This is a genomic window from Sporanaerobacter sp. (assembly GCF_047830725.1).
Taxonomy (GTDB): Bacteria; Bacillota; Clostridia; order Tissierellales; family Sporanaerobacteraceae; genus Sporanaerobacter.
In genome coordinates, this window is the sequence record NZ_CP181252.1 from 1,902,138 (window position 1) to 1,915,671 (window position 13,534).

General features: G+C 31.8%; 17 protein-coding genes and 1 other RNA gene. 16 read left to right on the plus strand and 2 right to left on the minus strand.

Annotated elements, in window-relative coordinates:
- Positions 1–6 precede the first annotated feature (6 nt).
- The 5 genes from rpoD to rnpB all read left to right on the plus strand — a co-directional run bounded on the left by rpoD (position 7) and on the right by rnpB (position 3,788).
- Positions 7–1,113, plus strand: a complete 1,107-nt coding sequence (gene rpoD, locus ACFWUA_RS09435; protein ID WP_416199194.1) for an RNA polymerase sigma factor RpoD — start codon at positions 7–9, stop codon at positions 1,111–1,113.
- A gap of 60 nt (positions 1,114–1,173) precedes the next feature.
- Entirely contained in the window at positions 1,174–1,872 is a 699-nt protein-coding gene (locus ACFWUA_RS09440; protein ID WP_416197769.1) for a tRNA (adenine(22)-N(1))-methyltransferase, read from the plus strand.
- The gene (locus ACFWUA_RS09445; protein WP_416197770.1) at positions 1,859–2,653 is read left to right on the plus strand and encodes a Nif3-like dinuclear metal center hexameric protein; all 795 of its coding nucleotides are present in this window, start codon (positions 1,859–1,861) and stop codon (positions 2,651–2,653) included. Before ACFWUA_RS09440 ends, ACFWUA_RS09445 begins: the two co-directional genes overlap by 14 nt.
- Before the next feature lie 17 nt (positions 2,654–2,670).
- Positions 2,671–3,405: a zinc ribbon domain-containing protein gene (locus ACFWUA_RS09450; protein WP_416197771.1), complete on the plus strand. Its 735-nt coding sequence runs from the start codon at positions 2,671–2,673 to the stop codon at positions 3,403–3,405.
- 44 nt (positions 3,406–3,449) lie between these two features.
- An RNA gene (gene rnpB / locus ACFWUA_RS09455) (RNase P RNA component class A) lies at positions 3,450–3,788 on the plus strand.
- A 72-nt stretch (positions 3,789–3,860) separates the two neighbouring features.
- Here rnpB and ACFWUA_RS09460 read toward each other — a convergent pair.
- A complete protein-coding gene (locus ACFWUA_RS09460; RefSeq protein WP_416197772.1) occupies positions 3,861–4,070 on the minus strand; it encodes a hypothetical protein in 210 nt (69 codons plus the stop codon).
- 56 nt (positions 4,071–4,126) lie between these two features.
- Positions 4,127–4,291 carry a hypothetical protein gene (locus ACFWUA_RS09465; protein ID WP_416197773.1) on the minus strand — a complete coding sequence of 55 codons (165 nt, stop codon included), beginning with the start codon at positions 4,289–4,291 and terminating at the stop codon, positions 4,127–4,129.
- Between the two features lie 454 nt (positions 4,292–4,745).
- Here ACFWUA_RS09465 and ACFWUA_RS09470 point away from each other — a divergent pair, with 454 nt between their 5' ends.
- The 11 genes from ACFWUA_RS09470 to ACFWUA_RS09520 all read left to right on the plus strand — a co-directional run bounded on the left by ACFWUA_RS09470 (position 4,746) and on the right by ACFWUA_RS09520 (position 13,441).
- Positions 4,746–5,465 carry an MIP/aquaporin family protein gene (locus ACFWUA_RS09470; RefSeq protein ID WP_416199195.1) on the plus strand — a complete coding sequence of 240 codons (720 nt, stop codon included), beginning with the start codon at positions 4,746–4,748 and terminating at the stop codon, positions 5,463–5,465.
- A gap of 41 nt (positions 5,466–5,506) precedes the next feature.
- Positions 5,507–7,006 (plus strand): glycerol kinase GlpK, encoded by a 1,500-nt coding sequence (glpK, locus tag ACFWUA_RS09475; RefSeq protein WP_416197774.1) that lies wholly within the window; start codon positions 5,507–5,509, stop codon positions 7,004–7,006.
- Positions 7,007–7,180: 174 nt separating this feature from the next.
- Positions 7,181–8,383, plus strand: coding sequence for a cytochrome c biogenesis protein CcdA (locus ACFWUA_RS09480; protein ID WP_416197775.1), 1,203 nt, complete (start codon positions 7,181–7,183; stop codon positions 8,381–8,383).
- A gap of 4 nt (positions 8,384–8,387) precedes the next feature.
- On the plus strand, positions 8,388–8,804 hold the full coding sequence (locus ACFWUA_RS09485; RefSeq protein WP_416197776.1) for a winged helix-turn-helix transcriptional regulator: 417 nt from the start codon (positions 8,388–8,390) through the stop codon (positions 8,802–8,804).
- Between the two features lie 196 nt (positions 8,805–9,000).
- A complete protein-coding gene (locus tag ACFWUA_RS09490) occupies positions 9,001–9,222 on the plus strand; it encodes a cation transporter (protein ID WP_416197777.1) in 222 nt (73 codons plus the stop codon).
- Positions 9,161–9,604, plus strand: a complete 444-nt coding sequence (locus ACFWUA_RS09495; RefSeq protein ID WP_416197778.1) for a cation diffusion facilitator family transporter — start codon at positions 9,161–9,163, stop codon at positions 9,602–9,604. The genes ACFWUA_RS09490 and ACFWUA_RS09495 overlap by 62 nt, the downstream gene beginning before the upstream one ends.
- Positions 9,579–9,878: a cation diffusion facilitator family transporter gene (locus tag ACFWUA_RS09500; RefSeq protein ID WP_416197779.1), complete on the plus strand. Its 300-nt coding sequence runs from the start codon at positions 9,579–9,581 to the stop codon at positions 9,876–9,878. Before ACFWUA_RS09495 ends, ACFWUA_RS09500 begins: the two co-directional genes overlap by 26 nt.
- Positions 9,879–10,034: 156 nt before the next feature.
- Positions 10,035–11,087: an NlpC/P60 family protein gene (locus ACFWUA_RS09505; protein ID WP_416197780.1), complete on the plus strand. Its 1,053-nt coding sequence runs from the start codon at positions 10,035–10,037 to the stop codon at positions 11,085–11,087.
- 18 nt (positions 11,088–11,105) lie between these two features.
- Positions 11,106–11,678, plus strand: coding sequence for a hypothetical protein (locus ACFWUA_RS09510; protein WP_416197781.1), 573 nt, complete (start codon positions 11,106–11,108; stop codon positions 11,676–11,678).
- Positions 11,679–11,778: 100 nt separating this feature from the next.
- Positions 11,779–12,591 carry a Na+/H+ antiporter NhaC family protein gene (locus ACFWUA_RS09515; protein ID WP_416197782.1) on the plus strand — a complete coding sequence of 271 codons (813 nt, stop codon included), beginning with the start codon at positions 11,779–11,781 and terminating at the stop codon, positions 12,589–12,591.
- On the plus strand, positions 12,524–13,441 hold the full coding sequence (locus ACFWUA_RS09520) for a Na+/H+ antiporter NhaC family protein (protein WP_416197783.1): 918 nt from the start codon (positions 12,524–12,526) through the stop codon (positions 13,439–13,441). The genes ACFWUA_RS09515 and ACFWUA_RS09520 overlap by 68 nt, the downstream gene beginning before the upstream one ends.
- The last annotated feature ends 93 nt before the right edge of the window (positions 13,442–13,534 follow it).

Here is a 13,534-nt window from a genome sequence, read left to right on the forward strand (position 1 = left end):
GACCACATGGAAAAAGATAAAAATAAAAAAGAAAAAATGGACGCTATAAAAGCGTTGATAAGTAAAGGGAAAAAACAAGGGATGCTCACCTATAAGGAAATAATGGATAGTTTAGAAGAAATAGATATGGATTCTGAACAAATAGATGAAGTTTATCAAAGTTTAGAAGAAATGGGAATAGATATAGTTGGTGAAAAAGATGATGAGATATTGTTAGAAACTGATGAAAGCGATGAAGATGTTCCAGATATAAAAGAAGAAGATTTGTCAGTTCCAAAAGGAATTAGTGTAGATGATCCAGTTAGAATGTATTTGAAGGAAATAGGGAAAATACCACTTCTTACCGCTGAAGAAGAAATAGAATTGGCAAAGAGAATGGAAGATGGAGATGAGGAAGCTAAAAAACGACTTGCTGAAGCAAATTTAAGACTTGTAGTGAGTATTGCAAAGCGATATGTGGGAAGAGGTATGTTATTTCTTGATTTAATACAAGAAGGCAATTTAGGTCTTATGAAAGCTGTAGAAAAATTTGATTATACAAAGGGATATAAGTTTAGCACCTATGCTACTTGGTGGATACGTCAAGCTATTACTAGGGCTATTGCTGATCAGGCTAGGACTATAAGGATACCTGTTCATATGGTAGAAACGATAAATAAACTTATGAGAGTGTCTAGGCAATTAGTGCAAGAGTTGGGTAGAGACCCTACGCCAGAAGAGGTTGCTAAAGAAATGAATATGGATGTAGAAAAAGTTAGAGAAATTATGAAGATAGCTCAAGAGCCAGTTTCATTGGAAACACCTATAGGAGAAGAAGAAGATAGTCATTTGGGAGATTTTATACCTGATGATGAAGCTCAGGCACCAGCAGAAGCAGCTACTTATACTCTTTTGAAAGAACAATTGTTAGATGTATTAGATACTCTTACACCAAGAGAGCAAAAAGTTTTGAGACTCAGATTTGGTTTAGATGATGGAAGAGCAAGAACTCTAGAGGAAGTAGGAAAAGAATTTGATGTAACAAGAGAAAGAATTAGACAAATAGAAGCCAAAGCATTGAGGAAACTTAGACATCCAAGTAGAAGTAAAAAATTGAAAGATTTCTTAGAATAATTAGGGATTCGCCAATGCGAATCTTTAATTTTTAGATTACAAAAAAAGGAAGGAAAACATATGAAGTTATCACCAAGACTTTTAGGTATTGCAACTTTTGTTAAAAATCATTCTATAGTAGCGGATATAGGCACAGATCATGGATATATACCAGTTTATTTAATTGAGAAAAATATAAGTAAAAAAGTTATAGCAAATGATATAAGTAAGGGTTCGCTGAAAAAAGCAGAGGAAATTATTGAAGAATTGGGATATAAAAGGAATATAGAAACTAGATTGGGTAATGGTTTAGAGGTTTTAAAACCTTTTGAAGTTGACACTGTCATAATTGCTGGGATGGGAGGACCACTTATTATAGATATAATCAAATCCAATGTACAAATAGCTGAAACTATAAACAATTTTATTTTACAGCCTATGATTGCTGCTGATGAATTGAGAAGATATTTATACAACAACAATTTTAAGATAATAGATGAAAAAATAGTTAAAGAAGAAGATAAATATTATGAGATAATATATGCAGAACATGGAAAGGACTATGTAGAAAATGAGATATATTATGAAATAAGTAAGAAATTAGTCGACAAAAGAGATTTACAAATGAAAGAATACATACAGTATAAAATTAAGAAGACTGAAAGCATTCTTGAAAAATTAGATAGTGAAGAATCAGAAAAAGCTGTAGAGAGAAAAAAAGAACTTATTGAAAAATTGAGGCAATATAGAGAGGTGTTAAAATGTTATGAAAGCTTTTGATATAATGAATATTATGAATGAGTGGGCACCATCCTATTTAGTAGATAGTTGGGATCATACGGGATTTCAGATAGGAGATGGAGAGAAAGAGGTAGAAAGAATACTTGTATCTTTGGATTTAGATTTGAATACATACGAAAAAGCTGTAAAAGAAAATGTAGATATGATTATTACTCATCATCCAATTTTGTTTAATCCTATTTATGAAATAACTACAGACAATTATAAAGGAAAGCTTATATGTGATCTTATAAAAAAAGATATAGTGGTATATAATGCCCATACAAATTTGGATGTGGCAAGTGGAGGTATAAATGATATACTGGCTGAACTACTGGGATTAGAAGACGTGAAAGTATTGGAGAAATCTTGTGAGGGAATGGATGGTATTTTGTATGGCTATGGAAGAGTAGGAAATATAAAAGAAATGGGCCTTTATGAGTTTTTGGATATTGTAAAAGAGAAGTTAGATGCTGACAATTTATTGGTATATGGCGAAACAAATAAGAATATTGGAAGAGTTGCTTTATGTGGTGGAAGCGGTGGAGATTTTATATATGCTGCTTACAAGAGTGGAGTAGATTTATATTTGACCAGTGACATAAAGTATCATGAAGCGCAATTAGCCAATGAACTAGGGATTGTACTTATAGATGGAAATCATTTCAATACTGAAAAAATTATCTTGCCTATTATTAAGGAAAAAATTCTGAAAGAAACCAACAAAAATGTAGAGGTGTTTATACACGAAAAAAGTACCGCTCCATTCAAAATATATTGAAAATGGGGGTAAAAATTATGGAACAACTAGATTTGTTGTGGGAACTTCAAAAGCACGATGAAAAATTAAAAAAAATAAAAGCAAAGTTAGAGGAATTGGCCAAAAAAGGTCATATAGAAAATATGACTATTAAAATTCAAAATTTAGAATTAAAGTTAGAGAACAGGAAAAAAAGTATAGATGAAAGTGATAAAAAGCTAATTAAAAACAGTGAAACATTAAGAGATTTAAATTTTCAATTGGACGAAATTGAGAAAGAGTTATATAGTGGAACTATTACAGATTTAAAACAACTAGATTATATGGATAAAGAAAGTAAAAATATAAGAAAAGACATAAATGATATAGAAATGGAGATAATATCTTTAATAGAAGAAATAGAAAATTTTAAAATTGATATGGGAAAGATAGAAGTTGAATACGAAAATATTAAAGAAGAATTTAAAAGATATGCTGAAGAATACAAGATGATTACCGATGAGTTGAGGCAAAATGCAAAAGAAGAAATTGATTATATATATGAAATATCTTCAAAATTAGAAAAAGGGATATATGAAAAATATAAAAATATTAAAAATAACAAGGAAAAGGTTATGGCAGAAATCATAGGAGATGAATGCAGTGGATGTCATATGATATTGCCAACTTATTTGATAAATAAAGTAAAAGAGAATCATGAAATAGTTCAATGTGAAAATTGTGGTAGAATTTTGTACTTTGTAGATAATTCACAAAAATTACCTTTGCAATAGTTTAATATATGTGTTATAGTATTTATGCTGAAAAACTGAAGAGATGAGTAGGTCGGATGGTCACGTGCATTTTGCATGAGGAAAGTCCGAGCTCCATAGGGCAGGATGCTGGGTAATACCCAGTGGGGGTGACCCCAAGGATAGTGCAACAGAAATATACCGCCTAGCAATAGGTAAGGGTGGAAAGGTGAGGTAAGGGCTCACCAGCAACTAGGCGACTAGTTGGCTCTGTAAACCCCATCTGGAGCAAGACCAAGTAGGGACATAAAAAGACAGCTGCCCGTTGTCGTCCCGTAGGTAGGTCGCAAGAACCTATTGGCAACAATAGGTCTTAGATAGATGACCGTCTAAGACAGAACTCGGCTTATAGACCTACTCATCATACATAAGCCAATGGAGCGAGTTTTGGCTGGTTTTGAAAATAATTAAAGCCTACAATTTTTTGTAGGCTTTATCTAATTCATATGCATCCATGTGAAGTATTCATTAATCCATACTTGATTGTCTAAATTTTTGTTATTTTTAGTATCTATCTTTTTTTCTATAGTCTGAATTTTTTTGGTCATATTTTTTTGGTAGCGGTTCATATTATTTTCTATATTATTTACTTCATTTTTTAGTTCAGTTAAGGCTGATACAACATCATCTAGTAGTATATTAGTCATTTCATATCCGCCTCCTTATTAAGTTGTTTATATATATTATATCACATTTTTAATATTTAGACCTTATTGTTTTTGTCAATAAGATAAATGCCCAAGCCTATCAATGCAAATGGAGCCAATAATTTTGCAAACAAACTAAATGTTATAGTCACTCCTACAAATAAAAATATCATAAGTATAAAAACAAATACCAATACTGTAATCAACAATCCAAGTATCATTTTTATCCTCCTAATATAATATTTTTACTGCTTAATACATTCTTGAATTGATTATATCATCTTACGTGAATAATACAAATATTATATTTATCTTAAAATTAGCTACTTTGATGATATGATGGTATTATAGGTAAAAATGATGGGTTTTTCTAATGTGGGAATTTTTAAAAAGAAATCAAAAATTAAATTAGTTAATGTTACTTAAATTGAGTAGGAAAGATATTTTTTGCAATGAATAGGAAAGTTTCATTGTTATAATATATGAAAATAATAATAAAAGATTTTTTAGAAAAAATGAAAAATGCAAATAAAATCGCTATTTATATCATAGAGATATACAAGAGACTAAATTTAGGAGGTGATTGTGTAAAACCCCCGATAAATAAATGAAAAACGGAAGAATAGCTAGGAAAATTTATCTAAAACTAAAAAGGGGGAATCATAAATGTCAAATATGGCTATGTATTTAAGCGAATTTTTTGGTACACTTATATTGATATTGTTAGGTAGTGGCGTTTGCTGTAATGTATCTTTGAAAAAATCAAAAGGGCAGAATTCAGGTTGGATTGTTATAGCGGCTGGTTGGGGATTTGCTGTAGCAATAGCTGCATATACTACTGGATGGGTAAGTGGAGCTCATCTAAATCCAGCAGTTTCTATTGCTATGGCTGTTTTAGGCAATCTTTCATGGAAATTAGTACCAGGATATATAATATCACAAATATTAGGAGCTATAGTAGGTGCAATGCTTGCTTATGCTGCATTTAAAGATCATTTTGCTGAAACTGATGACAAAGATGCAAAACTAGGTGTATTTTGTACTGCACCAGCTATAAGAAACTTTAGAAGAAATTTCATCACAGAAGTTATAGGAACTGCAATGTTAGTAGTTGGAATTTTAGGGACAGGAAATGCAAACAATGCAGTAGGACCATTAGGACCAATGTTGGCAGGTATTGTGGTTTTCTCAATAGGTTTGAGTCTAGGAGGACCTACAGGTTATGCAATAAATCCTGCTAGAGATCTTGGTCCAAGAATAGCTCATGCAATACTTCCAATACCAAATAAAAGAGATTCAGATTGGGAATACGCTTGGGTTCCAATCTTTGGTCCAGTAGTGGGCGGAATAGTTGGAGCTTTAATATACAATTTAATTTTCAACATTTGGATTTAGATTTAGATGTTTAAATACAATTAATTAAGGGGGAAGTTACAGTGGAAAAGAAATATATAATGGCTCTAGATCAAGGCACTACAAGTTCAAGGGCTATATTGTTTAACAAAAATGCAGAAATAATTCAAGTAGCTCAAAAAGAATTTAAACAAATATACCCAAAACCAGGTTGGGTAGAGCACGATCCAATGGAAATATGGGGTAGCCAGATGGGAGTGGCTAGAGAAGTATTAGAAACTGCCGGGGTTAGACCTCAAGAAATAGCAGCCATAGGAATTACAAACCAAAGGGAAACTACTGTAGTATGGGATAAAAACACAGGGAAACCTATATATAATGCTATAGTATGGCAATGTAGAAGAACAGCTCCAATATGTGATGAATTGAAAAAAAGAGGATTAGAAGAATATATAAAAGATAATACAGGATTAGTAATAGATGCATATTTTTCAGGTACCAAAATCAAATGGATTCTTGACAATGTAGAAGGAGCTAGGGAAAAAGCAGAAAATGGAGAGCTCCTCTTTGGAAACATTGACACTTGGCTACTTTGGAATTTGACCAGAGGCAAAGTTCATGTAACTGACTATTCAAATGCATCAAGGACTATGCTATTTAATATAAAAGATTTATGTTGGGATGAAAAAATATTAAAAGAATTAGATATTCCAATTTCTATGTTACCACAAGCAAGACCATCTAGTGAAGTATATGGTGTGACAGATGAAAAAACTTTTGGAGGAGCTGAAATTCCAATAGCGGGAATAGCAGGAGATCAACAAGCGGCACTATTTGGTCAGGCGTGTTATGGTGAGGGAATGGCTAAAAACACCTATGGTACAGGTTGTTTTATGCTTATGAATACAGGTGAAGTAGCCGTACCATCAAAAAATGGATTACTTACGACAATTGCTTGGGGTATTGATGGAAAAGTTAATTATGCACTAGAAGGTAGCATATTTATAGCAGGAGCACTTATTCAATGGTTAAGAGATGAATTGAGACTCATATCAGATTCATCAGACAGTGAATATTTTGCTTCAAAGGTCGAGGATACAAATGGAGTATATATAGTACCAGCGTTTGTAGGCCTTGGAGCTCCATATTGGGATATGTATGCAAGAGGAACTATTGTAGGACTTACAAGAGGGGCAAATAGAAATCATATCATAAGAGCTGCTCTTGAAGCCATAGCCTATCAAACCAAAGACGTACTACAGGCAATGGAAGAAGATTCAGGAATAGATCTAAAAGAACTAAAAGTAGATGGTGGTGCTGTGGCAAACAATTTCCTAATGCAATTTCAATCAGATATATTAGGAGTACCTGTTCACAGACCAAAAGTCATAGAAACTACAGCATTAGGAGCATCATATTTAGCGGGATTAGCAGTAGATTTCTGGAAAGATACAGAAGAAATATCTACAAAATGGAATGTCGATAGAGTATTTAATCCAAAAATGAATGAAGAAGATAGAGAAAAGATATACAGAGGATGGAAGAAAGCAGTAAATAGGTCCTTAGCTTGGGAAGAAGAATAAGATATATTTATAAAAGTATCATCTATGAATAGTATAGATGATACTTTTAATTTATTATAAATGTGTTGACTTATTTTAGCAACACATTTATAATGAATAGTAACTTTAAAAAATAAAGTCACTTTAAAATTTAAATCAACAAATAATTATATGATTGAGAAAGGAGACGATGATATGGGACATATAAGTGGGTTTGTAGTGTTTTCGGAAGGATTGCTTTCGTTTTTTTCGCCTTGTGTACTTTCAATTTTGCCAATATATTTGGCTATTTTATCAGGTAGCAATGTGAAGAGTATAAAAGAAGGTGATGATAATTTAAAAGATAGCCCTCTACTTAAAAATACTATTTTATTTGTATTAGGAGTATCTACAACTTTTTTTATACTGGGAACTTCAATAAATGCAATTAGTCAATTTTTTACAAAGAATAAAGAAACTATGAATTTAATAGGTGGAATTATCATAATGATTATGGGACTTTTATATTCAGGATATTTAAATTTGCCATTTCTCCAAAAAGGAAAGAGACTAAATGTAGATACTCGCCAAATGAAACCCTGGACAGCTTATTTGTTAGGATTTTCTTTTAGCTTTGGATGGAGTCCCTGTGTTGGACCTATGCTAGCTTCTGTATTAATAATAGCTTCAAATTCTAAAAGTGTATTGGCAGGGAACTTGTTGATATTAGTATATACTATTGGATTTACATTACCTTTTATTCTAATTGCTATTTTTTATGACAAACTATTTAAATATGTAGACAAAATAAAACTTCATATGAGTACAATACAAAAAATTGGGGGAATTATTCTTTTAATAGCAGGCTTAGTCATGGCATTAGGTGGAACTGATAAAGCAGTAGGATACTTTAAAAATTCAAATAAAAATGTAGTGGAGTATAATGAAGAGATTTCTGATGAGTCTGATGAGGAAGATACAAAAATTCCAGCAATTGATTTTACACTAGTTGATCAATATGGAAATACTCATACTATAAGTGAGTATAAAGGAAAAGTGATATTTTTGAATTTCTGGGCTACATGGTGTCCGCCTTGTAGAATGGAAATGCCAGACATAGAAGCTATATATGAGGAATATGAAAAAAATTCTGGAGACATTATAATATTAGGTGTAGCTGCTCCAAATTTGGGGAAAGAAGGGTCTGAGGAAGACATAAAAAAATTTTTAAAGGACAATGGATACACATATCCAGTGGTATTCGATCAAACTGGAGATATATTAGGACAATACTCTATACAAGCTTTTCCTACAACTTTTGTAATAGACAAGGATGGAAATTTAGTTAGTTATGTGCCAGGAGCTGTGGATAAAGAATTTATGAAAATGCTTATAGATGGTGGATTAGAAAGGAAGTGATATGTTGAAGAATACTTATGATTTTGATTGCAATTTAGCTCAAACTTTAAATATTTTAGGAGATAGATGGACTATGTTGGTTCTTCACAGAATATCTAAAGGCAAAAATACTTTTAAAGAACTGGAAGAAGCATTAGAACCAATACCTACAAATATCCTTTCAGATAGGATAAAAATCCTTGAGGAAAATGAGCTCATATATTTAGAACTATACAATGAACATCCGCCTAGATATAAATATATGATGACGGAGAAAGGAAAGGATTTTAATCATGTATTTAATGCCATGATATTATGGGCAAATAGGTATCTAGATAATTGCAATAAAACAGTTTGTCATAAAGATTGTGGAACTCAAGTGGAAATTAGATATTATTGTAAAAATTGTAATGAATACGTTGATGAATTGGAAGTGAAATAGCCATTACACTTACTAATCCTATTTTAGTGGATTTTTTATTGCTACTCCTTTTATTTAATAGAACTCATTATCAATTGATAATGAGTTCTATTTGTGTAAAATGCTAGATTTTTGAGATTGATGGGTATATAATATTATCAATTGAAATAAATTATGCATATAATAATATAATATTATATATTCTGGAGGTAATATTATGGATGATTACAAATTGGGAGTTAAAACTTCAGTTATCACAATAATAGTAAATGTAATTTTGTCTATTTTTAAAATAATTGCTGGAGTTGTAGGGAAAAGTAGTGCTATGCTTGCTGATGGAGTTCATACTTTGTCAGATGTGCTTGACTACCGTTGTAGTGATTTTTGGATTAAAGTTATCATCGAAAGAAGCAGACAAAGAACATCCTTATGGTCATGAGAGGTATGAAGCTGTATTTGCAAAAATTTTAAGTGCCATGCTTATATTAACAGGCCTATTTATTGGATATGAAGGAATAAAGGTATTAATATATGGCGATATTAAAACACCTGGCTTTATAGCGTTGATAGCTGCTTTGGTTTCTATTATAGCTAAGGAAGGTATGTATTGGTATACAGTTAAAGTAGCAAGAAAAATAAAAAGCCTATCGCTTGAAGCTGATGCATGGCATCATAGATCGGATGCATTTTCTTCTATTGGAACTTTTGCTGGAATACTTGGTGCTAGGATGGGCTTAAAGGTATTAGATCCTATAGCCGGTATAGTGGTTAGTTTGTTTGTAATTAAGGTAGGTGTTGACTCTATATATAAGAGCTACTAAGGAATTAGTAGATGAGTCTGCAGATGATGAAACTGTAGACAAGATAAAAAAATTGGCTCAATCTATAGAAGGGGTTGAAAATATAAATTTATTAAAGACTAGAATGTTTGGAAACAAACTGTATGTAGATATTGAGATTTCTGTTGAGGGAGCTCTTACTGTAAAAAAAGGTCATGAAATAGCAGAAGAGGTTCATGATTCTATTGAAGGCGGAGTTTCGAATGTAAAGCATTGTATGGTTCACGTAGAACCAATTGGAACCCAAGAGGACTAATTTTCTTGGGTTTTTCATAACACTTAAACACTTAAAAAATTTGCAAAATTCTTAAAATAAAAATCGTTTATGATATTGCTACATAGCATAATATAATATATAATAAAAAATATAATAAGTTTTTAGGGAAGACTAATAAAAAAGGATGTGTTGGCGGTGGGGGAAAAGAGAAGACCTTTTATAGCTACTATTTTAATATTAGTCATGTTTTCATCTATAGGATTTGCTGATACAGGAATATTTATAAAAAATTTTAGTTCATCCAATAAAAATGGAGTTAAAGAAAATTTTAGTCAAGAGGAAGTAGTTGATATAGAAGAAGAGTCTAAAGATTCATATACAATAAAGAGAGATTCGAATTTTTACGAAGTGCCCAAAGAGTATGTTTTAAAAACTAAAAAAATTAATAAAAATTATAGAGCTATAGACAAAACAAATTTGTTGGACAAACCAAATTTAGATGGAAAAGTTATAGGAGAATTAAAGCCTGGAGAAGTTGTTACTTTAATCAGTTCTTCTGGAGAGTATGGATTATTTGCGGGAAAGAACTTCAATAAAGGCTATGCAAAATTGAAATTCTTTAAAGATGAGTCATTTGAAGAAGATTACATAAATTGTGGAATTTCCACAGTCAATAAAACTATAAATAATGGTGGTAAATATTTTTATGTATTAGTTAAAGGAGATATAGTACCCATTAAGGAATTTAAGAACAATAAATTTATTATTATAGATGAATCTGGAAATGAATTTCAAATACCAAAGGATTATATAAAGTTTAATGGAGAAAGAGAATTTGCTTCAAGAAATATGTTTTCAAGAAGAACTTCTAGTTTGAATAAGCTTATATCAAGTGCTTATGCTGCAGTTGGCAGTCGCTATGTATCTGGAGATACAGGAAAAAAAGGTTATGATTGTTCAGGGCTTACATTTTCAATTTATAAAAATAGTTTAGGAATTAAACTTCCAAGATCATCTAGAGATCAAGTAGGAGTAGGTACTCCTGTTAAAAAATCAGAACTTTTACCTGGAGATTTGGTGTTTTTTAATACTTCTGGAAAGGGAATTTCTCATGTAGGTCTTTACATAGGAGATCAAGAGATGATTCATGCATCTTCAGGGTCTAAAAGAGTAGAGAAAATAAATATAAATTCAAAATATTATGCCTCTAGATATGTAACGGCGAGAAGAATTGTGACTAATAAATAGTTTTTAGGGGGTAATTATTTGAAAGAAAAAATAGCTAAATTAATCAGTGTTTTGACAGTAGTTCCAATAGTAGCTTTTTTTTCAGTTACACTATTATATTTAAATTTTAGAAAAGATTTTAAGAGTGTTGGATGGTATTTGTATTCAATTTTTTTTCTAACTCTAACACCATTGTTGGCTTATCCTCTTAAAAAGATTTTGCCGGGTTTCAAGGATCAGGGAAGAGATGGAGAAAGAAAGCTTGCTTTTATTTTAGCAGTTTCAAGTTATATATTAGGTACGATTCTTGTTTTTATCTTGAGGGCACCAGTTATTGTAGAAAAGATTTTTAGTGCATATATTGCTTCGGGAGGTATGCTAGCTTTCGTGAATAAGATTGTCAAAGTTAAAGCTAGTGGACATGCTTGTGGGGTATCTGGTCCGATAACACTTTTATATAATTTTTTGGGGGCTTCAGCACTTTGGCTGTTCTTATTATTACCTGTAGTGTTTTGGGCTAGAATAAAATTAAAAAGGCACTCTTTTAAGGACTTAGTGACAGGAACTTTAGTAGGAATACTTTCAACAGTTATTGCACTTGGCTTCTTTTAATAGTTTTAAATAAATTATTTAAAGGGAGGAGTTCTAATATTTTAGGAAGGAGGTTATTATAGCGATCATTGTGAAAAAATAAACAGAAGGAGGATTATCAATGAACAAGAAAACGTTTTTGTCTGTGTTGATAATTTTAGTTTTTATATTAACAATCCCAGTATTTGCAGAAAACAATGAAGAACTTGATTTTGGGTGGTTATCAATTTTACCACCACTTGTTGCAATTGTATTAGCTTTTGTCACTAAACAGGTATTATTATCTTTATTTTTAGGAGTATTTCTTGGAGCTACAATGCTTAATGGATGGAATCCAGGTCTTGGTTTTTTGAGATCTTTAGATGAATATATTTTAGGTTCACTTGCAGATCCAGATTCTGCTAGCGTTATTATATTTTTATTGGCTATTGGTGGAATGATTGGCGTAGTAAATAAGATGGGTGGAACTTTGGCTGTTGCAGAAAAACTAGGGAAAAAAGTGAAGAATCCTAAAACTGCACAACTTTTCACTTGGGTTTTGGGAGTACTTGTATTTTTTGATGATTATGCCAATACATTGATAGTTGGACCTACAATGCGACCTTTGACAGACAGGAACAATGTGTCAAAGGAAAAATTATCATATATTATAGATTCAACTGCAGCACCAATTACAGGTCTTGCTTTGGTATCAACTTGGGTTGGATATATGATTGGAGTTATAGTTGATGCATATAAGGGAATGGGAATGGAAGTCAATGGATATGGCATTTTTCTAAAAACTATACCATATATGTATTATTGCATTTTCACTTTATTTATGGTTTTAATTATAATCTTAACTCAAAGGGATTTTGGACCAATGTATGAAGCTGAAAAAAGAGCTAGACTTACAGGGAAAACTTGTTGCAGATGGTTCCAATCCAATGAGTAGTAGTGAAATAGCAAAGATGGAAATTAGAAGTGATATTAAGCTTAAGGCTTCAAATGCTATTGTACCTATATTGACATTGATAATAGTTGTATTTGTAGGTATTTGGTATACTGGCTCAGAAGGTGCTACAAGCTTTAGAGAAGCTTTTGGAAATGGAGACTCATTTAAAGCTTTGTTATGGGGTTCTATTATTTCTAGTATGGTTGCCATAATTATGGGAGTAGCACAAAAAATTTTCACAGTTGGAGAAGCTTTTGATACTTGGGTAGAGGGAGCTAAGTCTATGGTCATGGCTTGTATTATATTGGTACTTGCTTGGTCAATTGGCAGTGTGACAAAAGATGTAGGGGCTGCTAGATTTTTGGTAGGAGCTGTATCTGGTTCTTTGCCAATTGCATTGTTGCCAGTGATAGTATTTATAATATCTTCTCTTATTTCTATTGCTACTGGTACTGCTTGGGGAACAATGGCTATAGTTGTACCATTGGCATTGCCATTGGCAGAAAGTTATGTAGAAATGGGAGCAGATCCTACTATGTTGATTGTAACTATAAGTACAGTTCTAAGTGGGGCAATTTTGGGAGATCACGTTTCACCTATTTCAGATACAACGATTATGTCATCTATGGCAGCTGGAGCTGATCACTTGGATCATGTAAGTACTCAAATGCCCTATGCCATGGTAGTTGCAGTTGTTTCAATAATATGCTATTTAATAGAAGGACTTACAGGTGCACCTGCGGCACTAGTTTTGATTCTTGGTTTAGCTTTAATTTATAGCATAGTTAGATTTATGGGAAAATCTGTTCTTGAAGAGGATTTGAAAGGCAAAACTGCTAAAACTAAATAGAAGGAAATAAAGACATATATTTATATATGTGAAAAAATGTAGTGGAGAGCAACTCTCTACTACATTTTTTTGGGATTTTTATGTTATAATAAA

Coding starts and splice junctions, on each gene's coding strand:
- ACFWUA_RS09520 (WP_416197783.1), top strand. CDS start 12,524: ATGAAGCTGAAAAAAGAGCTAGACTTACAGGGAAAACTTGTTGCAGAT.
- rpoD (WP_416199194.1), top strand. CDS start 7: ATGGAAAAAGATAAAAATAAAAAAGAAAAAATGGACGCTATAAAAGCG.
- ACFWUA_RS09480 (WP_416197775.1), top strand. CDS start 7,181: ATGGGACATATAAGTGGGTTTGTAGTGTTTTCGGAAGGATTGCTTTCG.
- ACFWUA_RS09450 (WP_416197771.1), top strand. CDS start 2,671: ATGGAACAACTAGATTTGTTGTGGGAACTTCAAAAGCACGATGAAAAA.
- ACFWUA_RS09445 (WP_416197770.1), top strand. CDS start 1,859: ATGAAAGCTTTTGATATAATGAATATTATGAATGAGTGGGCACCATCC.
- ACFWUA_RS09465 (WP_416197773.1), bottom strand. CDS start 4,291: ATGATACTTGGATTGTTGATTACAGTATTGGTATTTGTTTTTATACTT.
- ACFWUA_RS09490 (WP_416197777.1), top strand. CDS start 9,001: ATGGATGATTACAAATTGGGAGTTAAAACTTCAGTTATCACAATAATA.
- ACFWUA_RS09440 (WP_416197769.1), top strand. CDS start 1,174: ATGAAGTTATCACCAAGACTTTTAGGTATTGCAACTTTTGTTAAAAAT.
- ACFWUA_RS09460 (WP_416197772.1), bottom strand. CDS start 4,070: ATGACTAATATACTACTAGATGATGTTGTATCAGCCTTAACTGAACTA.
- ACFWUA_RS09515 (WP_416197782.1), top strand. CDS start 11,779: ATGAACAAGAAAACGTTTTTGTCTGTGTTGATAATTTTAGTTTTTATA.
- ACFWUA_RS09470 (WP_416199195.1), top strand. CDS start 4,746: ATGGCTATGTATTTAAGCGAATTTTTTGGTACACTTATATTGATATTG.